Source organism: Bacteroides sp. AF20-13LB (assembly GCF_003603065.1).
GTDB lineage: Bacteria > Bacteroidota > Bacteroidia > Bacteroidales > Bacteroidaceae > Bacteroides > Bacteroides uniformis.
On sequence record NZ_QTMH01000010.1, the window covers coordinates 218,192 to 241,572 of the forward strand.

Consider the following 23,381-nt stretch of genomic DNA (forward strand, 5'->3'; position numbering starts at 1 on the left):
ACAACGTTTTATCGGCGAGGTGTTCCTCCCGGCTGTCCGTCCTCATCCCAGGGACGGTAGACCTCACCGAGCAGGGAGGCGATGTCCTCCCTGTGTTCCTCCATATGGAGTTCCAACAACCGGATGATAAAACCGGAGATGCTGCCGCAGCCGGCGGCCCTGACCAGCATGGCGATCCGGCGGTGCAGTCTCCCATCAATGTAGGCGGTCTTCCACTCAGCGGCTCTGGGAGCGGGAACCAGAAATCTCCTCTTGTATTCCTCCGGACCTGTCACTTTCCCTGCCCGGACCTGACTTCCATGACTTGGTATCTCCACCACTGGTTCCAGGGATGGGGAAACGGGAGCTGACAGAAGGTTCCCCGTGAGTCCGACCCTCTCGAGAACGATATCGGAAAGCCGGTTCTTTTCCTTTTCTGAATCCATATTTTAAAATCTTAAATTATTAAATTACACAACTGGTATTGTCTCGGAATACAAAATAAAGGAAGAAGAGAACAGGATGAAACCACCTGTCACTTATAGTCATCCAAAGTCAGTTATTGTCATGATACACATGACGGGGGGGACGGAGATGCCGTTCCGTTCGGACGGTTCTTCCTATGCGGAGGCGACATCAGAGGCCCGTAGTGGTGTGGAAAAGCGAGCGGGATTCCGTTTCCTTGTCCACCGTTCCTTTTTAATCCTTATGGGCAGGCGTGAGAGCGCGCATCCGTCCGGATACGGATTCTTAAATTATCGGTCTATGGGAGTGTAAAAGTATTAATCCGTTAATGGAGAATTATGAAGGAAGACCATAAGGTGTACACGGCTACATTCTCCATTTGCAGAAGTGTAGAAGTAGTAATCCATTAATGAAGATAATGCAGAAAAACCATAAACCATATACGGCTCACTGCCGCTCTCCATTTGTAGATGTGTAGAAGTAACAATCCATTAATGGACAATAGGGCATGTAAAGGGCAGATTTCCCGTATATTCGCCTCCTTATTCCCGAATTATGGACGTAAGTCATATGATTATGGAGAGATATCCACCCTTTTATGGGGAGAGCAGCCGGCAAACACCTGATGGAAATGCCTCGTAAATCACAGGAGAATAGCCATACAATGGGCTAATACACAATAATTATTGGATAAATGTGGTCCGCTCCTGCGGACAGCAAGTTGTGTTTTCGTTTAACGAAAACAGGACGGTTTAACGGAGAATACACCGATAAACCGTTACTTATTTCAAGCTCCAGCGTCGCTTTTTACATATCTAACTATAATTCATTTGAAATCACAAAACAGATTGAACCGAATGTGGTTAGTTTGTCTGTTTATTTCATGTCCGAATCATTAGTATGCTATGTTGCAAAGTTCGTATTCATTATGAAAAAATCCGCTTACGAGAACAAGATATTCAGGTAATTTGCCATCCTTTCCCCAAAGAAGTTCGATGTTAAAAAGTTCAGAAAGCGTTTTGGCTATGTCAAATCCGAAGGCTTCGAGTGACGGACGCACTTTTTCCGGGTGTCGGCATGGTGTGCCGCAGTTACGCGTACACTCGTTATCTGAGCAGTGAAGACATTTACCTATATAGGCAAATGAACGCCCTCCATATTTCCGTTCCATATCCAATAATTCGCTCTCGATTCGTATCCGTTCCGGTAAAATGAGTTTTTGTGTATATTCAATCGGAATATCTTTGTCTTCAGGGATTATCTTCGTTGCCATAAGATGTGCATACTTGTATTGTCGGAGAAACGATTCCGTATCAAAATCAAATGGAGGACACCCCCAACTTTTACCGTAATTGGTACATTGTTTGCAAAGTTCAAGAAAATGTGGTTCGTCACGGAATTCGGCGATGTATCCTTCAACAGTGATGTCTGAAGTAAAATTTTCTACAGTGTATATACTCATTGTTTCAAAATCATTGTACCGCATAAGGAGTCGAAACGGATGTTTTCATTTTGGAAAAGTCTGTCAATGTATCCGCTTTTCTGCATTTCAGACGCGGTCAAGCAACTTAAATTCGGGGTATCTAACAATGCTATCGAATCGCACATGGACAACGCGATGTCAAGTTCATGTGTCGAGAACATGATACATTTTTTCTCGTCGTGGACAAGCCTACGAAGCAACGCCACAAGTTCGTAGCGATTAGGCATGTCAAGAAAGGAAGTCGGTTCATCAAGGAGAATGATAGGAGTATCCTGTGCCAATGCACGAGCAATCATCACACGCTGGCATTCGCCATCCGACATTTTATCCATCGTGCGGTTTGCATAAGCCTCCATTCCCACCGAAATGAGCGATTGCATGACTATCTCCTTATCTGTTTCTTGCATCCTACCTATCCAGTTGGTATAAGGAGCACGGCCTATGGCTACGACATCCTTGCACCGCAGGTTGGCGATGCGCGTGCGCTCGGTCGTGACGACAGCCAGCGTTTTTGCCATATCTTCGGTTTTCATGCAGGCGATGTCGTGCCCGTCGAGAATGATTTTTCCGGAATAACACCGGTTCAGACCGGCTATGGCGCGGAGCAACGTCGATTTTCCTGTCCCGTTTCTTCCGATAAGGGCTGTCAGTTGACCTTTTTTTATCGTGGCATTTACCTCGTGGAGCAACGAGTTTTCTTTGTAACCTATGGAAAAATGCTGTAATTCTATCATGCGGTGATGGATTTGTTGCGTAAAACCACCCATACGACGATTGGGATTCCCAATAGAGCTGTAATGGCGTTGATCGGCAAGGTGAATATTTTAGAAATGATGTCGCAAAGAAGCAATATCGATGCTCCCGAAAGAATTGTTCCGGGCAGAAGGACATGATGATCGCTATTTTGGAAAAGCATTCTTGTGACATGAGGCATAGCGAGACCTATGAAACCTATCGGACCGCAAAAAGCGGTTATCGTTCCGGCGAGCAGCGTTGTCGAGAGAAACAACAGGCTGCGTGAACGCCGAATATTCAGTCCCATTGTTACGGCATATTCCTCTCCGAACAGCAGGAGGTTAAGCGGTTTGATGGTCAGTACAGCCAACAGCAGTCCGGCAAACACCGATGGAACAAGAATCAGAAGTTGTCCGGAGGTGACGTCACCCAAAGCCCCCATCGTCCAAATGACAAAGGCTTTCAGCGATTCCTCTTTGCTGAGGTACTGCAATATCTGCACGACAGCACCTACGCCCGATGAGAACATCATGCCCAGAATCAGGATTACCATGATGTCTTTTATTCGCTGTCCGACGGCAGTTATCACGAGCAACACGACAGCCGCACCCACCCACGCTGCTCCGGCAATGCCTATTGATGAACCGATCCCGGCAAGTACCACAAGTGCCACACCGAGACTTGCACCGGAACTGATGCCAAGGACATAGGGACCGGCAAGAGGATTACGGAAGAGGGTCTGCATCTGAAGACCGCTGACCGATAAGGCAGCCCCGGCCAACAGTGCCACTATAGCTTTTATGAGGCGTATGTTGAGTACGATTTTTTCCGTGGCACGGGAACAATTTCCCCCGGTCAGTGCTGCCCATACATCGCGGATCGGAATGTTGACAGCTCCCACGGCCAAGTCCAGTAAAAAAAGACCGACCGTGAGCGTAATCAATATGGAGAATAATATAGTCGAACGGGAACGCATCTATTTCAGTTGCTTGTAATACACACACTCTTCCTGCACCAGTTCAGGATGGAATATCTTCACGAGGTCGCGGAGCACGATGTCAGGATTCACGACGGCAGACTCGTAATAGTCGTTACCCCCGGCTGTGTTGGTACGGGCGTTGTTGTTATACACCTCTCCATTTTTGAAACATCGGGTATCGGTGAATTTCGGACATGATGCCTTCAAGTCGTCAAGGGAGTTCGCCATTCCCACGTTCAACCACATGTCCGCATCCGACGCGAGCAGATATGCTTCTTCTAAGTCAATGGGGATAGAAGCGTTTCCCGTGTTCTTCTGGTAGATATAGCGGCCTCCCGCATCAGTAATCAAGCGGGCTACATAACTTTGGGTTGAAGGCATGAACCACGAGTCGCCATAGGGAACATTAAGCATAACCGAAGGAGTGCCGAGGGTACTGTCGGCCACTTTCTTTTTCAAGGCGTTGTATCTGACCGGGATTGCGGCAAAGGCTTTTTCACCCTTCTCACGTTTTCCTGTGACTTCTGAAAGCACTACCATCCATTCGGCCTTGCCGAGAGGCGACTCTTCAAGATAATCGCCGACATACATGAACGGTATGTCGAGTTCTTCGAGTTTGCTTTCCATTGCGCTTGCGCCGTTCACCCCATAGAGCAGAACGAGGTCGGGATCGAGCGAGAGCAGCAACTCGTAGTTGATGTTCCCTTCATAGCCGACATCGCCAATACTGTCGCGGCGGGCTTGGATGTCTGGGTTGGAAATGTAGTCGATTCCCGAAACGCCGGTTATACACCGGACTTCACCGATTGCGTCAAGCATGGCGATATGAGTGGAAGACATCGCCACGATACGTTTGGCGTCTCCTTTGAGTACCTGTCCTGCAAACCCTTCGGGAACCTCTTCACCGTTGCGGACGATAAACAGCCATGTGGTTACACTGTCCGCTCCCTGCCAGGGATTCCTGACGGTTATCAGTACGCTTTCCTTCCCGTCCGCCCCTTTGATGTCGAAGCCGGAGGCATATTCGGGAGCATAAAGCAGCAGGTTGAAATCATTGATTTTTGAGCTTTTGTTGTGGCAGCCTGTAAATGCCAGAGAAAGCAACAAAATCAGGCTTAAATTCTTTAATGCGTTCATATTGATGCAGATTATCGTTTACTATTTTTGTTTTTTCCGAACTTGGGTGTTATGCCGATGAATATCTCGAAATTGATGCCCGGCATGGGACGGGACAATACGGAAAGGTATTCTTCATCGAACAGGTTGTTGATGCTGCCCTTTAGCGACAGATCGGCCCATCGGAAAGAGAGCTGTTTTTCCAGTGTCACGTTATTCATGAAGTAAGGGGGCAGATAGCCCGTCAGGGTATAGTCATTACTCGACATGGTATAACGCTGGCTGTAATAACACCATTTGTAAAGCAGGCTCCATGTCCGCCATGACAGACGTCCGGTCACCGTTGCGGAAAACTCCGGCACGTATGGCAACTGTTTGCCGACGGATTGGTCTGCCGGACTCATCGGTTCGCTCTCGTTGATCGAGGGAGTCCACGAGAAAGTTCCGTTCATATCCAGTTTCCAGTCCTTTCCGAGCATTATATCAAGGTGGGCGTTGGTCTCTGCCCCGTAAGCATGTACCTTTTTGAGGTTTCTGGGGGAGAAGAATCCCTTGGTTGTGGGTAGCCAGATGATCCAGTCGTCGATGTGCGAATCGAACCAGTTGATACCACCGCTCAAAGCATATACATTTTCTTTCCCCACCGAGAACGACAACCCCACGTCGTATGTGAAGCCGTGCTCGCTTTTCAGGTCGGGATTACCGCCCGGCAGAAAATAGAGGTCGTTCAGCGTGGGAAAACGGTAGTTCCGGGAGATGGATGCTTTCGCCACGATATTGCCTTTTTTCGACAGTACCCCGTCGATGAAGAAAGCCGGGATAACCGGGGCCCATTCCGTACCGAACATATCCTCGCGAAGGACAAGCGAGGCGGCAAAACGATCGACAGGCCGCCATTTCGCAGAAACGGAACCGGAAAACTCGACACGTCCCTTGTCATACCCGACAACAGCCTTGTTACCTTCCTGCGAGATGATATTTTTGTCCGCGCTTTCCACCAAATGCTGGTGTACGGAAACACCGGCCGTGAACAGCCATTTCTCTGAAGGAGCATAATCCCCGTCCGCACTTCCGTAGAACGTGTTAATCTTACTGCGTGAGCGGGTCATCGAAGCCATTTCGCCGTTTCCCTTGTCCCGCTTGTAATCATAGGCCATCCATGTGTGTATATAGCCGCCTTTTACACCGACCTTCCATTTCTCCCGCACGCGATCCCACGAGAGGACGCCGCGAAACGTCTGCTCCCTTTGGCGGTTCTCGAAGTCCATGTCGTTCCCGTAATCCGTGCTGAGCATCGCCAGTTCCCGGTTGGAATTGATATACCAGGCGTTTAGCCCGAACTTGTCGCCTTCGCCCGTGTTATAATAAATTTCCTGCAAGACGTGCAGATCCTTATAAGCCCCGCTGCGGTTGCGTTCCGTCGGGTAATAGGAACCGATGATGTTCTTGTCCTCGTCATAGATGTTTTCCTTCTTGTCCCGGTTTCGGTATTTGTAGTCGTTGGGGGAAGAGGAATACACCACACGGGTGGAGGACTGCCAGTGTTTGTCACCGTAGGTCAGGCGGAGAAACTCGTCGAACGTGCTGAACGACCCCACTCCCTGCACGTACTGCAACCCGAACCCTTCATGGTTGGCCGGAGAAGTGGAGAGCCTGACCAGACCACCCAAGCCGCCGCCCGTTTCGTTTACCGATGACGTTCCGTGCAGCAGCGAGGCATCATCGATAAAGTAAGAAGGGATGGTGGAAAAATCCGTCATGCCCAGCATCGGGTTGTTAATGCGCATACCATTCCACGTCACTTGGGTATGCGAGGGAGAGGTACCCCGGAAAGCCACGGTGGATAACGTGGCGCGTCCGTAGTTCTTGACAAAAACGGATGAGTTGAATGTCAGCACATCGGCCATAGATAAGGCGATGTTCTCTTTCATGGCGATGGAATCGAAACGGGTTCGTTGCACGCCTATATCCTTCATAGGTCGTTTGCCCACCACCGTAACCTCCGGAATACGTAGTACCCTTTTGGTAATGCTGACGGAATTTTTCTGCTGGGCGGCAAGCAGAAAGGGCAGGCTTACCCCCACGAACAATAGAATAAGATGTCTTTTCATTTTTGTCCTCCTTCCTCGTTATTTCCAGCAGAAAGCTCCCGGAATGATTCCCACGTAAAATTCATCGATCAGCTTGCCTTGCGGCGAATAGCGATACACGATACCTTGTTGCTGGTAATCAATAGCGTCGGCCACATATACCTCCCCGTTGTTGGGATTGACCGTAAGGCCGTAGTATTTGGTGTCCCGAAACTCCAGAAAAGGCCGGACGGGAACACGGTCGGCTTCCACCGGCATTCGCCAAATATCGTTGTTGATCCAGTAAAGTGTATCCCGTGTACCGTTGAGCTGGACTTCCGAAGGCCAGTCGCCCAGCTTAAACTTGAACTGTTTCTCTACGGTGAAAGTCTCGGCGTCTATACGATAGAGAGACGGTGCCTCGTAACCGTATGGGCTGCCCTCGTAACCGCCATCCGTGATGGTCCACATCTTGTTGTATTTGTCCATGACCAGCGAAGTAGGTTGTATGCCGATGGTCAGTTCGTCCACGACCTTGTCCGTCTCCGTGTCGATTTTCAGGATGCGGTTCTGGTACGACCAGCAGTTCACATAGACGTACTTGCCGTATTGTACCATTTGTTCGGTGGAACCCGATTCCATGTCCATGTCTGGACATTCGATATAGCCGGTAATCTCGTATGTCTTGGGGTTGATGATGAAGATACGGTAGTCCCATATCTGCGTCACATAGGCTTTCTCATCCGACAGAAAATGGATATACCGGGGTGAGGTGAAACCTGTGATACGGCCCACTTCCTTGAAAGTATTGATGTCGATGGCGAAAATCACATGCGAGTTGTTCACCACGATCCAGCCTATACCGTCCCGGATAACCATAGACTGGGCCACATCGCCCAACTTGAACCCGTTGGCACGGTAAAACACTTCATTCTCCACTTCGCACGTGGCGGGATCGTAGTAGGAAAGCGTGGCATTGCTGTACTGGAAATTCCCCTCGTTGGTAATGAAAAGACCAGAGGCCGATACAGAGAAATCTTCCATCTCTCCGTAATCCCATTTCATGCAACTGCCGAAAACTGGCAGGCAGAAAAGAAAAAGGCAAATCCGTTGTATTGTTCTGCTCATTGTCATTCGGATAAAAAAGAGTACCCGAATCATTACGGGTACTCTGGTTAAGGTATAAGGTTTAATCCTGCTGCGTATATTGTTTGTCCTTCATATTTTGGAAGGTTGGGTTATACCCACATTTCGTCACGCTCCAACTTTCCCCCGTAATCATTCCGTTTTCTATAAACTTGCCGAAGAAAGTGTAGTCGGTAAATTTCGTCAAACCGTCAAAAACAACCCCATGCAAGGTCTCCAACTTCTCCATGGAAAGTGTTTCCTGAGAAAGAGAAGTCGCACTTTTTATCTGTAGCGTACCATCTATAGTCTGTAATTTATCACAAGTAATGCCTGTTGCTTTATTAACGAACAACCCTTCACCTCCTACGTGAAGCAATTCCGGAATATCCAGCGATTTACTTTGTAAAGATATTGCTAACGAACCCTCTCCCTCTTTATAATATACAGGAGAAGCTGAACAACAAACTTTGGATAGTAAGGGCAAGTTACAACTGGTAAAATTTCCAGATAAATAGAACTGTCCTCCCACTTCTTTCAAGACTGGCATTGTGATTGAAGCAAACATGGGTATTTGGATATATCCATATCCATCTATGATTTCCAAGTCGGGAAATTTGGCATTGCTTCGCATTTGGCCTGTCACATTTAGATTTCCATATACATGTTGAATTGTCGATATGGTATAATCGGTATTGTTGGTGGTTGGCTTACAAGTGAAGTCTTTGATATTCTTGAACGTGATTTCAGGGAACTTATTATTCGTGAGACTGGTGATGACAAAATTTACATTTGACAAATCTTCGGCTGTTTCAATTTTGGAGAGCTGCACCTTGTTTATAATTTCAATCTGGGGCGCTGTTTCTCCGAAGGTTTCAAATCGGGCGTTCGGCAACAGCAGTGTTCCGCTCACATCTTCAAGATAATCCAGCGTGATGCTTCCAAGTGTGGTGATCTTGCTCCAGTCGGGAAGTTGTTTGAGTGCCGTGAAATTCTTTATCTTTATCTGTCCCTTTATCGTTGTCAGTTTGTCCATTCCACCGAAAGCCTGAAGCACGTCATTTCGTTGGGGAACAAAACTACCGGTAGGAGGAGCTTCCATATTGGCTTCCATAATAATACTTCCGTTTACTGTTTCGATTTCCGGAAGGTTGATGGTTTCCAACATCACGGGGACGGTATGGAAATCAAGGCCACCGGTCTCTTTCAGCTTAAGGAAGCTCATGGAAGTCAGCTTGGCAAGATTGTTTACGGACAAGACCCCTCCGACACTTGTCAGTTCCGGTATTTCCAAAGACGCAATCGAACCGGCTGCTGTGTTCTCTTCATTGAGTCCTTGAAGATTCAGATCCTGACCTACAGTAGTCAGAACCGGAAACTCAAAACTCTGTAACGACGACGCATTGAACATCACGCTTCCTTCAATAGTTGCCAGTTTCTCGAATAGGACATACGTCACTTGGTCGTTATATACCGATATGTCTCCGGAGAGCGTTTCCAATGCTTTCATGGAAATCATGTGAAGTTCCGTAGCTTTCGAGGCGACATCGGTCGAACCTACCTGTAAACCTCCGGCAGAAACGATATTATCCAACCCTGTCAAGTCTGCACCGTTGTAACTGTTACGAATGACAATGTTGCCAGTAACCTCTTTCAAAGATGCCAATGCAGATATGTCAGTGATTTTTTCTGCCTCTTCCGCATCAGAGCCGATAATCAGGTTCCCTTTGACAACGGTTGTTTTGGTTGCGGCAAAAGAAGCTACCTCCTCGGTGGTCTTCAACTCCACATCTCCGTCAGATTCTATCTCGCTTTTCACGACCTTATAGGTATATTCGCGGGCATCTCCGTTATAGGATGTCACCCGGAAGGTTCGTTCGTTATCCCAGTCCGTTACCGTTTCAGGATCAGGTATGATTGTTGCAGAAGTTGTGTACTTGAATTCCACTTCGGCGTTGTTCAGCGATACCGTATAGGGAACGGTTATTGTTACTGTATTGTCCGTAATGTCGGCCGTGTACGATTTCCCGTCCACGGTCATCACGACCGATGTGATGAAATTTTCATCTGCATCTTCAGGTATAATTTCATCGTTTTTGTCACACGCTCCCAAAAAGAACAAGGATAGGAGCATGGGAAGAAAATAAATTTTCATACTTGTAATTTTTATTATTTGGTTAGATCCTCAAAAGAAAATACCTCCGTAGAAACTTCGCCCAGCCAGCCGCTTTTGGCCAGAACACCGCATTGTATTTTGATAAAGTCAATATATTGCAGATTGGCTTCCGTTCCATCGGCATGGATGGCATTGGAAATTTTGAAACCGTTCCTTTGTCCGCTTCCATCCACCGTACTGCCGCCTTCTATCTGGTCGTTTCCGAAATTATCCACGTACCCCCAGTCATAACTCTGATTATCCCAATAACCGGTTTGAGAATCTTGGGTGTTGCGGGCGGCCAGACAAGTGCCTGTCAGGGTATAACTGTTTTCCGAAATCCAAGCCGGATAATAATAGTCTTGTGTATGATAAGCGGACAGATAGTCTACCCAGCCGTTTCTACCGTCGGAACTGATCCATTGGACATCCATTTTTTTGCCTTCCGGACGGTAATAGGTCACTTCAAAATTCTGTATTGTTTCTTCCTTGCCTGCTTCAGATCCTTTCAGTTCGTACCACTCGTCATCCGGCAATCCGTTTCCGTTTATATCTTGCATGACCCATACGATACCCGGTTCGGAACTGCCGTCAAAGGCGTTCCCCTGAACACAGAAATCATATTGGTTACCCGAATTGGGAATACTGTGGTCGAAGCCGACGATGATATAACCCCCGAAAGAACCTAAAGAGACGTGCAGTTTGTCTTTCAAACGCTGTGTTGCCCATGCGACAGCCGCTTCAGGGGATGTTTCGTTGCCGGTCATACCGCCTATCGTGCTCGTCTCGTTGATAAATTGGCCGGGAGCTGGGGTATATTCATAGACTTTATTCCAGAGCTTGGAACTTCCCGAAGCCCGGAAGCCGTCTTGTTCCTTTTTGTCCACACAAACGACTTTTACGGTGGCAGTGACAGCCGTTTTCCCTTTGTCGATATTCCTGCTTATTTTTTCCGTCGGTGTGTCTTCCGACACAGTACAGGAGACGGTGTATTCTCCGGGTGCGGACGGCGTGAACTTGAACATGCGTTCCACTTCTCCTTCCATGACCTGACCGTCCACACTCCACTCAAAACGGGGATTGTCGAAATACTCCAACAACGGACGCAGGAAAACAGGACGGTCGGCAAAAGTGTACCTGTCCGTGGATGTTTGCAGGTAAGACGGGGTCGGGAATTTGACAACGTAGGGCATCGTTTCCACGACCTCTACGCTTACGTCTTTCGTTGTTGTCCCATCTATATTGGAAGCGTTGATTGTCACCGTATAAACACCGAGTTCTTTTTCATTGAAAGTATAAGTATTCTCGGTGGAAACGATTTTTCCTTCCCGTACCCATTCGATTTTGAACCCTTCGACATCCGAATGCTGAATATCGGGAGTAAATGTGTAATCGGTATTCCGGACGACTTTTAGCCCCTGCGAAGGTAGTGCCAGTGAGATGACCGGAGGGGTGAGTTCTTTCACTTCTACTTTCAGTTCCTCTTCGGCATAGCCTTCCGCATTGTCTACTCTTAGTTTGACATAAAAATCCCCGCATTCATTCCATGTACGTTGAAGAGACGGACCCGAAGAAACCAGCGTACCGTCTATCGTCCAAGCAAAAAGAGCATCTTCAACATTCTGGTATGTCGGGGCGATAGTCAATTCGTGATCGACCTTGACCGTGTAAATACCGGTCTCGCTGTCAAGTTCTATTATAGGTTGTCCTCCTACTTCTTCGGTAATGACTTCATCCTTGTTGCAGGAGGTGAACAGCATACAAGCAGAAATAATAAAATAGTGAAAACGATGCATGATGTGTGGATTTTAGAAAAATAACAGGGATACCCCCGACAGAAGGGATATCCTTGTATTCTTTTTATTGTATGGTGATATCATCAATACAGATATAAGCCGGAGTATTCAAACCGTATGCTCCCGAATCCGAACCCTCGAAGTTGAATTTCACACTTTGCACCCCTTCGGCATTGATTTCCCAATAATCCCATGTCGTGATAGGATCAACCTGTTGTTGGCCGTTACGATAATCGGCTAAAAGACGTTTGTAAGTGCGGATCAGACCGCCATTCGCATCATAACATTCCAGATTCACTTGGAAATACCCTTTCATCTCTTTCAGAGGAGTCGCTACCCCCGTAGAACCGAACTGATTACCATAAGTAATGACACCATAAGTGTATGAGGTGTTGCAGATCCACAGGCCGACCAATTTCCGGGGAACATTGAAATAAAATTCTGGTTTAGCCATCCATGCCTGATTGTAAGCATCCACATATCCGTAAACGACACCGAAATTGGAACCGCTGTGCCCGGCTTCCTTATTCTGTCCTTCCGCTTCCACCGCAGTGTTATAGACAGAACATTGGTTTAGATAAGAATACCACCAGTCTCCGGTATTTCCCGACTGATTGGAGCGGATGTTCCAGTTGGAAAGTGCGATGCCGCCGCTGGAATACTCTGTGCTTCCACCTACAGTATTAAACATTGAAAGGAAGAGATATTCTTCCGGAGTATTGTCGTAAATGGTGGTTACTTGAGGATACCCTTGGTACGAATAAAGATTTTCTCCGGCCGAGGTAGGTCCTGCTAACATGCCGGGATCGAAATCATCGAAAGTGATAGTTAAAGTACCGTCCGAATTTGTCACAGCACGGGTTTGCGAAGTTCCGGAATCAACCGGGTCCATCAAAAAGTCATCGTCCGAGCTACAGCCAGAGAACAAGGCGGTTGCGGTAAATAGACAGGCACCTGCCAGAAAGCGTAATTTTCTTTTCATAGGTCACTCATTTTAATGTAAAACATATTATTAACAAACACAAAAAATTCCCGTTCGTGCGGACTTACACGAACGGGAATATGTCTGTCTTCAAATATTGAATGGCCGATGAGCTATTCCTTATTTGATTACGACCCGTATATCCCGCAGGTGTAAATCTCATTCCGGTCATGGCAGGTCTTCTGACTCGTCCCGGTCATCGTGCCTTCCCGGTATTACACCAGTGGCAAAAGTTCGATGTCCGTTTTTGTGGACTCACAGCAGCGGGTACTGTCCCGGATTTTCACCGGGTTCCCTTTTCATTCGGAAGGCGTAAACCTCCCGAAACCATTTCCCGACTGCAAAATTATCTATATTACATATCAATTCCAAATAATTCATAATATTTATAATAAAACACACAAAGCATGACAACCGTACTGTTTTAATTAGAGCATTCAAGTTTACGACAAACGAAGACGGTAATTATCATACACAATATCCATAAACCAACAAAACAGCTTGCCATTTTCCATAACAATGCGTTCTGGAATAGATAACTGTTAGCTGCAATTATGCAAGCAAAAAAAGCAGACAGAATAATGACTATTAATATCATGCACCAGAAATTAATCCTATAAATTTATGGAAAACAAGTAAGGGAATGGAAGTTCCGTTGCCGCATGGATGCAGGTGAAGGACCTTCTCTTTTAACGTTGGATACGCCAATGCACGCCAACGGAAGACTCTGATATTATCTGTTTGGAAAGGATATAGGATGTGCGTTACTTTGTCGCATATTCAGAATCTTAAAAAGAATTTTAGTATGGAACTGACAATTATTGAAACAAGCGCGTATTAGGAGTTGAGAAAGCTGGTCAGCACGCTGGTCGTACAGATGGGCGACTTCCAGAAAAAGATTGCCCCGCCTGCGCCGGACAAGTGAATGGATGCGCAGGACGTATGTGATGGACTTATGCCCAAACACTTTCTGAAGAGTTTCCAGCAGCATCCCCTTGAGTATGGCCAGAACGGCAAATGCGTGGCGTCCGATGTGCGGGGTGACCTCGCCCCGGAGTTGCATTTCCTGCCTATGATTCCAAGACTGAGCCGCATGGCATTGTATTCACCTACCGGAAAGACACATTCGGGGAGTCTTTCTTTTCATCCGTACCCCTATATTTTTCAATCAGTTCGATAGCAATGGGCAATAATTTTACGACATACGCCACTCCCGTTTTTATACGGTTGCCCATCAGCCATGTACCGCCGTCGGAGTCGGTATGGATATTATCGTATGTTATGGCTTTCAAGTCCACATAGGAAAGACCGGTGAAGCACATGAACAGGAACATGTCGCGCATGGCACGCTGGCGTTTGTATCTCGGTTCTATATGGATTATCCTTTGCAGTTCCTCTTCGGAAAGGAAAGAACGCCTCTTGTATTCGGGCATACACTCGAATGATGCGAACGGATGAACCCGTATCCAGCCTTTTTCCTGCGCGATATACATCAGCCACTTCAAGGTATTGACACGCCCGAAGACAGTGGAGTTTGCCAAAGCGCATGTACCGAGCATCCAGTTGTAGTAATCCTCGATGAATGATTTCTCAAGTTCTTCGATGACAATATCCTCTGCATTCTTCTTGCTTTTCATGAAAAGCAGGAGACTCTTGTAATCGGCAACCAGACCGCAGTAGGTGCTTTCGGCTTTCTCTATGCCGATTTTCTTTTTATACGGTTCCAGCTGTTCCCTGAAAAGGTTCATAAGGGTGTGGCATTCCTCTGAGAAGCCGACATAGCGGTTATAGACTTTCTTGGCTGTAACAAAACTGTCGTGGTCGCAGATGTACTGGTAGTGCCTGGTGATTTGCGCCTTGATATTGTCAAGCTCCTGATTGAGTGTACGGGCCTCCTCGGACTTGCCTTTGGCCCGGTTGGTTTTGACGTCCCACAAAGCGAGGGACACTTCTTTCTTACAACTGAAACCGGCTTGGGTTCCATTGATGGTGATACGGCCCATAATCGGTGTCTTTCCGTTTTTTACAGACTGTTTATTCTCAAAACACTTAGCTATACATGGTCTGCGATAAGCTAAGAGAGATTCCCCTTACACAAAAGCATGGCATCTCCTTGTCGTATCTCGCCTTTATACTTTTATGTATAGTAGTCTACCGGATCGAATGAACAAGACCTATCCCATACATAAACCAATTTAGACTGCTATGTTATTTTTGAGGAAGAAGATGGAATGAGACCAGATACCCTCTTTAAGGCTGACTGTAAGTCGATTAAATGTAGAAAAAGATTGCTTTTGTCACAAGTAAAGTGTATATTTGCATTGAAAGAATCGTTCTTTGACAGAGGCAAAAGAAAACAGAATATTGTAATTCGCTCGTTTCTAAATCGTTACCTGATATTAATTAAACAGAAATAACTGTTTAATTTTCAATTAGATAGAGATTGTATGATGTTTCGCAAGGTGAAATGTCAAGTTCTTTTTAATACCACATATATCGGCAATCTCTTTCAAGTAGGCGTTTAGCTTCTGATTGCTGATTACGGGAAGTATCTTGCCATTCGGTAACTTGCCCTTGTACTTCTTCAAAATCATCTTGGGAATATCCAGCAGAGGAACATTAACATCCGTATTCGTCTTTTGCCGCTTTGTCATTATCCAAATGTTGCCGTCAAAAGATTTGCGAATGTTGTCTTGCGTAAGCCCGGCTACATCTATATAGGCAAGCCCGGTGAAGCAGGCAAAGATGAACAAGTCCCTGACGTGTTCCAGCCGCTCGGAAACCATTTTCTTTTTGAGGATGATTTTAATCTCGTCCTCTGTCAGATACCCCCTGTCCACTTTCTCCAGCCGGATTTTGTAACTGGCGAAAGGGTCGTTCACCAGTATGCCATTGTTGCGGGCAATGATGATGATACGCTTGAAGAACTGCATGAACTTGGCGGTGGTGTTGTAGCCGCACTTGCAGGCGGTACGCAAATACAATTCAAAATCGGTAATGAACATCGGGCTTATCTCCTTAATGGATATGTCCGATACGTTGTACTTGCTTTGAATGAACTCGGCAAGGTGGCGGCGGGTGACTTCATACTTGCGGTAAGTCGCTATTGTCTTGGATATGCCGACCAACTGCTTCACATCGTCATTGTGCTTTTGGAACAGGGTAAGGATTGTTTCGTGGCTCTCGCTATGACCTAAAAACTCGTTCTTCACTTTCTCGGCGGTCACGTAGTTGTCACGCCGTTGCATTTCGTGGTAAATGGTGTTCAAGGATGCGTTTATATCGTCCAGCATACGGTTTATGCGGCTGGCTTCCGAAGTACGTCCGGTAGCCTTGCCCATTTTGCCGTCCCAAATAGAGGGCAGCACGTCCAGCTTGGTATTAAAACGGCTCGCCACGCCGTCCACTGTGATACGGGCGAAAAGGGGGTACGCACCGTTGGCTTTCTGCTTGTCTTTCTTTGCGTAAAAGCAAATGTTGAATGTCGATTTCATAACTCACTTTTTAAATTGCAAAACTATTGTAATTCTCTAAAAATGAGTTCTATGCAGGCAAGCCAAATAGCGACAGGACTTCGCCAATTTCGGACAATCTGTACCCCCTTTCCGTTTTTGTTTGTCGGGGGTACGAGTTAGGTTACGAACTTTGTCTTTTTGGGGCGAAAAGGTGTACTTTAAGGCAGACACAAGGGAATAAAAAAAGTCCCACAAATCATTGAATTTGTGGGACTTGTCTGCTTACTGTCCGGTATTGTCCGGTTAGTTTTGCGGAGAGACAGGGGTTTGAACCTACAACTCTAACCGCTTATATTTCAGCTACTTCGCTTTCAAAATTTCAAATAGGTAACGAAACAGTAACGATTTTCAGATGTTGGGCTTGTCCAACTTTGACCGCTGTTTGTCTGCCTAACTTTCGGGTTCAAAGATACGGCTTTCTTTTGAAACTCGCAAATATCTGATAATAAATATTTTTGGGTTAGTGCAAGGTGCAAGCTATATATATAAATATATACTTGCACCTTGCACTAAAAAAAAGCACTGGGGTACAAATGGTTAAAACAAAATCCGTATCTTCGTAACCGATTAAAAACAAACGTGTATGATAATAACTAACCGTGAAGAAGTAATAGATAAAGCGTTCGGCGTATTTGTCAGGATGAACTACGAGAAAGCAAGCATCATCACGCTTGCCAAAGCCTGCGGGGTGACAAAAACGGGTATCGTTTATTATTTTCCGCACAAGTTGGATTTATTCATGGCTGTGGCGGACAAATACGTGTTGCAAATGCACGAACCGGAAAACAAGTTTGCCGCTCCTGCCGATACGTTGACGGAGTTCATCGGGCAATACGTGGCGGGAGTAGCCGCTTCCATGAAAAGGATTGTTGAACTGATTGGCGATAATAGCAGCCCGCATGATTGTAGTCCTAACTTCTACTACTTTCATTTCCTGTCACAAGTGCGCATGTACTATCCGGGTATCAGGCAGAAAATTGAGAAAATCTACCGACAAGACTATGACCTATGGGAGAAAGTCATACAGAAGGCAAAAGAAAGCGGGGAAATCAGGAGCAACACGGACGTGAAGAAAACGGCTATCTTGTTCCGGCAAATGTTTTTAGGACTGTCATACGAACAAGCATTTCTGAACGGTCTGAACGTGGACGAACTGGCAGAAAATTTTCGCCATATCTATTCGCTGCTTAAAGCCTGATACTCTTTTGTTTTTTTAACCTCTATTATTTTTGAACAGATGTTCAAAAAGTGATATTTTTATCTTATCTTTGGAGCGAAGCAAAATTCAGCGACATGGATAAGGTTCAGAAACAGAGAGGAAGCATCGTTCTGTACAAGGAAGAAAGAAACGGTGCGGACTACATACGGATAGAGTATGTAAACAGTCAGGCTGTCGCCCTGCTGCTCGCCCAAGATACGGACGTGGAAAAGACAGGCAATAGTTCTGCCTACATACCTGCCACCGCTTTTAAACTGCCGGATTTCTATGACCGCTATTCGCCCCACGCCTATATTGATTACAGCCGGGTTTACGTGCGGCATCCCAAACCTAAAAGGGAATACATACTGCCGAGAGGCTACCTCGAACTGCTGGAACAGAAGCGGTACAGCCTTTCCACCATAAAAGCCTATAAAATCTATTTCAGCGACTTCATGGAATACCACAAGGGGCAAGACCTTGACCTGCTGACGGTCGAGGACATAAACAGCTATATGCTCCACATGGTAAAGGAAAAGCACATATCCGCCACCCAGCAGAACATGCGCATCAACGCTATCAAGTTCTATTACGAGAAAGTCCGGAAAGGCAAGCGGCAATATTATGGCGGGATAGCCCGTGCAAAAGAGTACAAGGCATTGCCCGAAGTATTAAGCCGGGAAGAAATGAAAAGCATCTTTGCACAGTTATCCAATCGGAAACACAGGTGCATGATTTCTCTTATTTACTCTGCCGGACTACGCCGAAGCGAACTTCTGAACCTGACACCCCAAGACATCATCAGCGAACGGATGCTAATCAGGATTGCCGGAAAAGGCAAGAAGTGCAGGTATTCCCTACTGTCGGAAAAGCTGCTCAACGAACTAAGGGCTTACTACCGGGAATACAGACCGCAAAAATGGCTTTTTGAGGGCGAACAGGCAGGCGAACAATACTCGCCCAGCGCATTGGTTAAGATATTGAAAGAAGCGGCAAGGAAAGCCGGAATAAAGCATCGGGTACACCTGCACATGCTCCGGCACACGTTCGCCACCCACCTGCTGGAACAAGGGACAGACCTAAGAACCATACAGGAACTTATGGGACATACCGATATAAAAACAACGGCAATTTATCTGCACGTATCGAACGCCTATAAAGCAAAAATCCCCAATCCGCTGGATTGTTTGGATGATGATTAGACAATGATTTAATAGTGAATAGGAACTACACCATAAGGTGCGTTTATCGAAAAATTATCAACCATAAAGCGCATAAATATGTACGAAGAATTTTTAGAAAAGAGCCTCAATAATAAGAGGCAGGCAGTAGATGATACTTTTATTGCCAAATACGCCGATTTGTCCTACCCCGAACTGAATACTTTATGGCAGGAAGTCGGGCTGGGCAGTTATTGTAATGGGCTGTTTAAGCTTATCAATCCGTCCGATTACCAAGATGTGATAAACTCCTGTTATGAGAAGGAAGATGACAAATCGTTTCTGCCATTCATGTGTACGGCTTTCGGCGATGTCTTTGCCTATGTAAAGAACCCAAGACTGAATAATTACGTTGTTTATCTGAATGTCAGATACGGAACATATTTAATACTTCCTGCCAATCTTCGTGCAATTTTTAATAAGGTAATGGTAAATCAAAGTTTCTTGAAAGGTTGGTTTGACTTAGAAAATTATCCTGTAATACAAGAGAAACTCGGAACTCCCGACAATGACGAATGTTTCGGGTATTCCCTACTGTTGGCTATGGGAGGAAGTGAGGACATTGAAAACATCAAGATAGTCAAGACTATTCCGTACATTGACATCTGCACACAAACAATCGGTGAATTTGAAGTTGCAGATAAATATTGAGTATAGAACTGGTTGATAACAACGCAGGATAACGGACGAGCCGTTCCCTGCTAACCATTACCAACAAATAGCGTACATATATGAATGATGTAACAAAAGTAAGAATAGTATATGAATGTAGCATAATAGGTATTGTTTTGCTGACATTCTTAAAAGGTATGTTCCCATACATGGGAGCATGGTGGCGAGTAGCCCTTATTGCTTCACTTGTAGGATTGTGGTTTTCACTATCTTATCTGAAACAGCATAATTATAAATGGGGGTTCAATTACATAGGAAATCATTTATACATTAACCTCTTATTGAAAGTACAGAAGTGGTTTCAGAACGCTACAATCATAGCCTTATTGATACCTGTATTCTTAAAAGACCTCTTGTATAATCAATATTGCTTAGTAGCATATATATTGCTTGTAGGTATGTTCTTGGGCGTGAAGCTGGCTACTTACACAGTAGAGTACGCTATATATAAAAGTAAATTCATTGGTAACAAGGAAAGATAACCCCTGAATGGTGTTCCTTTCCAAACCATTAACATCAAAACAGTGTACCATAATGGAAACAAGAGATAAACTTTTTACAGAAGAACAGTATTTAAAGCAACTGAAATTGTATAATGAAGAAATTCTTTATTATGAACAAAAGCATCTTTCAGGTAAACATATAGGTTACGATTCTTTGTTCAATTATAGGCTTCGTTCTTTATTGGTACAGTATTCTATGGGACAGGATATTGATAATCTGAAAAATAATTATGTGGAAACCCTCAAAACGATGCCGAGATTTTGGACGGATAACGGATTTTATATTGAAATGTTATGGCTTCTGTCAATAGGCATTATGTTGGATTACGAAGACAACCTTATACAAAGTTTGGTTCAACTGATAAAAGACAGGGAAGCAAAAGACTATATTTATGACACCTTGATTAGATACAGATTTCTTGATTGGGAAAGGACAACAAACAAAGTATTATATCCGTCACCCTATCAAGCAGCTATCACTGTTACAGAGTTGGCTGAACAAGACAAGGCAGAAGCGATGAAACGATTAGAAAAATACCTCAAAAAAGAATGGTATCGAGGACATTCTGATTTATCTTGGCATGACGACCATAAATATGGTATCAACCATGACGGTTATTGGTGTTTTGAAAGCGGTGCATTGGTCAAGGTCTTGGGGCTGAATGATAGCAGCCTGAAAGGGTTGCCCTACTATCCATACGACATGGTACATTGGAATGACAACATTAAATAAAGAAAAGGTATGAGTTACTCTGTTTGTGCATATTTGATAGAAGCCGATAAGGTAAGGTCTGTTTACGGGGCTTGTGATAATCAGCTTATAAACCAATTAAAGGTTGCGTTGAAGCAGGAACTTGACTGTTTGAACGATTCTTTCAGCAATAGCCTAAACACGGATAAAGATGCTTATGCGGTATTAGCAGACATTGTGAACGGAAAAATCCGTTATCCCGAAATTGCTTTCATGTACGGGTATGTATATGAAAAGATTTGCAACCATTATGGAACGCAAATCTACTGTGCGGAAAACCTTTGGCAACTGGATAGTCAAAGTACATTCATCCCTATTCCATTGAGCAGTGATTTTCCCTATATTATCAGCATACCCGTTTCTGAATTGGAGAGTAAGCGTACGGAATACACCTCGCTGAAAGAGGGTAACGGTATCGGAGATTATGACTATGAGCAGGAAATGGACGACCTGAATTTCATTTTCGATGAAGCCTTTGAAGCGCAAAAAGACCTCGTGATTATGGTTTATTGATATGGTACACTGGTGTGAGAATAAATATGATGTTAACGAAGCGTGATAACGCCTTACAGCGTTCCCCGCTGAACCATTATCAGTAATTAAATAGTGTAACATTATGAATATATATGAAATTGGACAAGACTTTGATAATTACAAGTTCTTTGTATTCAAGGAAGATGATGAGTCAAATAAAGGCGTTTGGGATTATAATGGTCAATCACTTATTAATGAGTGGAAAGGGCTTAGTCTGGAACTGTTTAGAGATAAAAGGAAAAAGAAAGACAAACGAAGTGAGGAGTTTGATGCATCTTGTTATTTTTCCGGTTGTCTGATAGTAAATAAAAGAACTTCCTTATTACTCTCTGAAAAGCTGAAAGGGCAAATAGAAGTTTTACCTGTCAATGTGGACGGGAACGCTTCAGGTTATTATTTTATAAATGTATTGAATACAGTCGATGCCTTAAATATAGAGTCCAAGAGCAATGAAGAAATCTTGAAGATGATGAGGGATAATAATGGTATTTTCAATAAAGGAAATATCGGTTCATATATCATATTTCGGGATAGTCTGTTTAATAACAATTATTATTGCACAGATGAATTTGTAGATTTTGTGAAGCAAAATTCAATCACAGGATTAAAATTTACATGTGCAGGTATCGCAAAATAAATCACTGATAACAAGCCAAGTTAGCTGCTAAACGCAGCTCCTTGTCAAACCATTATGAACAATTAGAGTACACGATATGAGAAATGAAATTTTACAGTTGAAAGATTTAGGTCGTATGCCTAATGAAAGTATCAATGATTCTGATAGCATTGATGAGTTGATAAATGCTTATGATACTTTATTAGAACAAATACAATTCCCCATATCATTTGATGAAGCTATGGTGTTGGTACAAATCTTCCCTGAAAATGCTTTTTATGATTTGCAGTGGAGCTTACTAAGACTTGTAGAGTCCGTTTGTGTTGATGATGATAGGTATATTCAATTAATAAACTCTTGCCCAAGTCAAGAATGGCGGGACACTCTAAATGCTCGCTATGCAAATTATAAAAAGGCACAAGAGGTAAAGTAAGTTCATAACAAGCCGGGATAACGGACTAACGCCGTTCCCCGTCCAGCCATTAGTAGCAATCAGAAACAAATAGTAGTATGGAACATTTCAAAGAAGTACCAGATGTAAATCGGTTAATAATATCTCCTCTCTATTTAAGAGAAGGATTAGAGTTTGCAAAAAATCAAGGCTATAATGATATTTTAATATCAACGGACGACATCGGCATCAGTGGTGTTTCCTGTAAACACACATTAAATGTAAGTCTAATATGTGAATATGATTTTATTGAAACCTTGATTATTTCAGGGTACGACTTTACAATAGAACCATGCAATTTAAATCAACTAAGTGTTTTACCGCACTTAAAAAAATTGGGACTTTGGATTGACAAGGTCTTTACTATTGATTTCAGTTTGTTTCCCAAACTTGAAGAATTGAAGTATTATCATACAAAACAAACAGAAAATGTAGATACTTTAATAAACTTGAAACGACTGCATATTTATAATCTCAAATCAGAAGATTTGAAAGAACTGAAAAGCATGAATTTGTTAGAAGAACTGACACTATGGGATGCCAAAAATATAAATTTGAATGGTTTATGTCAATTAACTAACATAAGAACGTTGGAGATTGTTCGTTCTCGAAAAATGATAGATATTAGAGGTTTATGTAATTCAAATAGACTTAAAGAATTATCATTATATTATTGCAATAACATAACGGACATTAGTGTTTTGAACCGTTTATCAAGAGTTAAAATACTTAGATTACGTAACTGTAAACGACTTCAAGATTTAACCCAATTAGTACCCAACAATACGATTAAGCAGATTAGTATTTCAAGTCTAAAAGACTTGAAATTTTTGGCAGGAATGAAGAAACTCAAATTCTTGCATTTTGATGATGTAATTGATGGAGATATATCCCCATTATTGGACTCTTCTTTAGAGTTTGTAGGTATGGTTTCAAAAAAGAAATATTCCCATACAGAAAAGGAAGTGAACCTAATACTGGAAAGAAACCGATTGAATAATAAATAGCTACTAACAAACCGGGCTAACGCTTACAGC

At 44.2% G+C, this 23,381-nt stretch carries 22 protein-coding genes, 1 pseudogene and 1 riboswitch; of the genes and pseudogenes, 10 read left to right on the forward strand and 13 right to left on the reverse strand.

Annotated elements, in window-relative coordinates:
- Positions 1 to 8 precede the first annotated feature (8 nt).
- On the reverse strand, positions 9 to 425 hold the full coding sequence (locus tag DWX62_RS13965) for a DUF3408 domain-containing protein (RefSeq protein ID WP_004327094.1): 417 nt from the start codon (positions 423 to 425) through the stop codon (positions 9 to 11).
- A gap of 121 nt (positions 426 to 546) precedes the next feature.
- On the opposite strand from DWX62_RS13965, the gene DWX62_RS13970 reads away from it, so the two are divergent.
- Positions 547 to 756 carry a hypothetical protein gene (locus DWX62_RS13970; protein ID WP_005829337.1) on the forward strand — a complete coding sequence of 70 codons (210 nt, stop codon included), beginning with the start codon at positions 547 to 549 and terminating at the stop codon, positions 754 to 756.
- A gap of 583 nt (positions 757 to 1,339) precedes the next feature.
- On the opposite strand, the gene DWX62_RS13980 is transcribed toward DWX62_RS13970, so the two are convergent.
- The 12 genes and pseudogenes from DWX62_RS13980 to DWX62_RS14040 all read right to left on the reverse strand — a co-directional run.
- Positions 1,340 to 1,906 carry a DUF2284 domain-containing protein gene (locus DWX62_RS13980; protein WP_004289236.1) on the reverse strand — a complete coding sequence of 189 codons (567 nt, stop codon included), beginning with the start codon at positions 1,904 to 1,906 and terminating at the stop codon, positions 1,340 to 1,342.
- Positions 1,903 to 2,661, reverse strand: a complete 759-nt coding sequence (locus DWX62_RS13985) for an ABC transporter ATP-binding protein (RefSeq protein WP_004289235.1) — start codon at positions 2,659 to 2,661, stop codon at positions 1,903 to 1,905. The genes DWX62_RS13980 and DWX62_RS13985 overlap by 4 nt, the downstream gene beginning before the upstream one ends.
- Positions 2,658 to 3,638, reverse strand: coding sequence for an iron ABC transporter permease (locus DWX62_RS13990; protein WP_004311292.1), 981 nt, complete (start codon positions 3,636 to 3,638; stop codon positions 2,658 to 2,660). Before DWX62_RS13990 ends, DWX62_RS13985 begins: the two co-directional genes overlap by 4 nt.
- A complete protein-coding gene (locus tag DWX62_RS13995; RefSeq protein ID WP_070737915.1) occupies positions 3,639 to 4,778 on the reverse strand; it encodes an ABC transporter substrate-binding protein in 1,140 nt (379 codons plus the stop codon). It abuts the gene before it with no gap.
- Between the two features lie 11 nt (positions 4,779 to 4,789).
- Positions 4,790 to 6,868, reverse strand: coding sequence for a TonB-dependent receptor (locus tag DWX62_RS14000; RefSeq protein ID WP_004311295.1), 2,079 nt, complete (start codon positions 6,866 to 6,868; stop codon positions 4,790 to 4,792).
- Positions 6,869 to 6,886: 18 nt separating this feature from the next.
- On the reverse strand, positions 6,887 to 7,987 hold the full coding sequence (locus DWX62_RS14005; protein ID WP_004293828.1) for a YncE family protein: 1,101 nt from the start codon (positions 7,985 to 7,987) through the stop codon (positions 6,887 to 6,889).
- 28 nt (positions 7,988 to 8,015) lie between these two features.
- Positions 8,016 to 10,106 (reverse strand): lipoprotein, encoded by a 2,091-nt coding sequence (locus DWX62_RS14010; protein WP_004311297.1) that lies wholly within the window; start codon positions 10,104 to 10,106, stop codon positions 8,016 to 8,018.
- Between the two features lie 14 nt (positions 10,107 to 10,120).
- Complete coding sequence (locus tag DWX62_RS14015) at positions 10,121 to 11,902, reverse strand: PKD-like domain-containing protein (RefSeq protein WP_004293827.1); 1,782 nt, start codon at positions 11,900 to 11,902, stop codon at positions 10,121 to 10,123.
- 64 nt (positions 11,903 to 11,966) lie between these two features.
- On the reverse strand, positions 11,967 to 12,884 hold the full coding sequence (locus DWX62_RS14020; RefSeq protein ID WP_004289228.1) for a DUF4465 domain-containing protein: 918 nt from the start codon (positions 12,882 to 12,884) through the stop codon (positions 11,967 to 11,969).
- 154 nt (positions 12,885 to 13,038) lie between these two features.
- Positions 13,039 to 13,231: riboswitch (cobalamin riboswitch) on the reverse strand.
- 386 nt (positions 13,232 to 13,617) lie between these two features.
- Complete coding sequence (locus DWX62_RS22315) at positions 13,618 to 13,947, reverse strand: hypothetical protein (protein WP_004289226.1); 330 nt, start codon at positions 13,945 to 13,947, stop codon at positions 13,618 to 13,620.
- A 46-nt stretch (positions 13,948 to 13,993) separates the two neighbouring features.
- Positions 13,994 to 14,887 (reverse strand): phage integrase SAM-like domain-containing protein, encoded by an 894-nt coding sequence (locus tag DWX62_RS14030; protein WP_004289225.1) that lies wholly within the window; start codon positions 14,885 to 14,887, stop codon positions 13,994 to 13,996.
- Positions 14,888 to 15,334: 447 nt separating this feature from the next.
- Positions 15,335 to 16,378, reverse strand: a pseudogene (locus DWX62_RS14040) (site-specific integrase); the annotation flags it as partial.
- A gap of 604 nt (positions 16,379 to 16,982) precedes the next feature.
- Here DWX62_RS14040 and DWX62_RS14050 point away from each other — a divergent pair.
- The 9 genes from DWX62_RS14050 to DWX62_RS14090 all read left to right on the forward strand — a co-directional run bounded on the left by DWX62_RS14050 (position 16,983) and on the right by DWX62_RS14090 (position 23,351).
- Positions 16,983 to 17,597 carry a TetR/AcrR family transcriptional regulator gene (locus DWX62_RS14050; protein ID WP_007480251.1) on the forward strand — a complete coding sequence of 205 codons (615 nt, stop codon included), beginning with the start codon at positions 16,983 to 16,985 and terminating at the stop codon, positions 17,595 to 17,597.
- A gap of 95 nt (positions 17,598 to 17,692) precedes the next feature.
- Positions 17,693 to 18,799 carry a site-specific integrase gene (locus DWX62_RS14055; RefSeq protein ID WP_007480249.1) on the forward strand — a complete coding sequence of 369 codons (1,107 nt, stop codon included), beginning with the start codon at positions 17,693 to 17,695 and terminating at the stop codon, positions 18,797 to 18,799.
- A 78-nt stretch (positions 18,800 to 18,877) separates the two neighbouring features.
- Positions 18,878 to 19,468: a T6SS immunity protein Tdi1 domain-containing protein gene (locus DWX62_RS14060; RefSeq protein ID WP_032535959.1), complete on the forward strand. Its 591-nt coding sequence runs from the start codon at positions 18,878 to 18,880 to the stop codon at positions 19,466 to 19,468.
- An 80-nt stretch (positions 19,469 to 19,548) separates the two neighbouring features.
- Positions 19,549 to 19,971: a hypothetical protein gene (locus DWX62_RS14065; RefSeq protein ID WP_004329681.1), complete on the forward strand. Its 423-nt coding sequence runs from the start codon at positions 19,549 to 19,551 to the stop codon at positions 19,969 to 19,971.
- A 52-nt stretch (positions 19,972 to 20,023) separates the two neighbouring features.
- Positions 20,024 to 20,725 (forward strand): PoNe immunity protein domain-containing protein, encoded by a 702-nt coding sequence (locus tag DWX62_RS14070; RefSeq protein ID WP_005643591.1) that lies wholly within the window; start codon positions 20,024 to 20,026, stop codon positions 20,723 to 20,725.
- A 9-nt stretch (positions 20,726 to 20,734) separates the two neighbouring features.
- Positions 20,735 to 21,256, forward strand: coding sequence for a hypothetical protein (locus DWX62_RS14075; RefSeq protein WP_117588480.1), 522 nt, complete (start codon positions 20,735 to 20,737; stop codon positions 21,254 to 21,256).
- Positions 21,257 to 21,359: 103 nt separating this feature from the next.
- Positions 21,360 to 21,914 carry a DUF1629 domain-containing protein gene (locus DWX62_RS14080; protein ID WP_117542726.1) on the forward strand — a complete coding sequence of 185 codons (555 nt, stop codon included), beginning with the start codon at positions 21,360 to 21,362 and terminating at the stop codon, positions 21,912 to 21,914.
- A 76-nt stretch (positions 21,915 to 21,990) separates the two neighbouring features.
- The gene (locus DWX62_RS14085; protein ID WP_007570681.1) at positions 21,991 to 22,326 is read left to right on the forward strand and encodes a hypothetical protein; all 336 of its coding nucleotides are present in this window, start codon (positions 21,991 to 21,993) and stop codon (positions 22,324 to 22,326) included.
- A 77-nt stretch (positions 22,327 to 22,403) separates the two neighbouring features.
- Positions 22,404 to 23,351, forward strand: a complete 948-nt coding sequence (locus tag DWX62_RS14090; protein ID WP_007482667.1) for a hypothetical protein — start codon at positions 22,404 to 22,406, stop codon at positions 23,349 to 23,351.
- Positions 23,352 to 23,381: the final 30 nt, after the last annotated feature.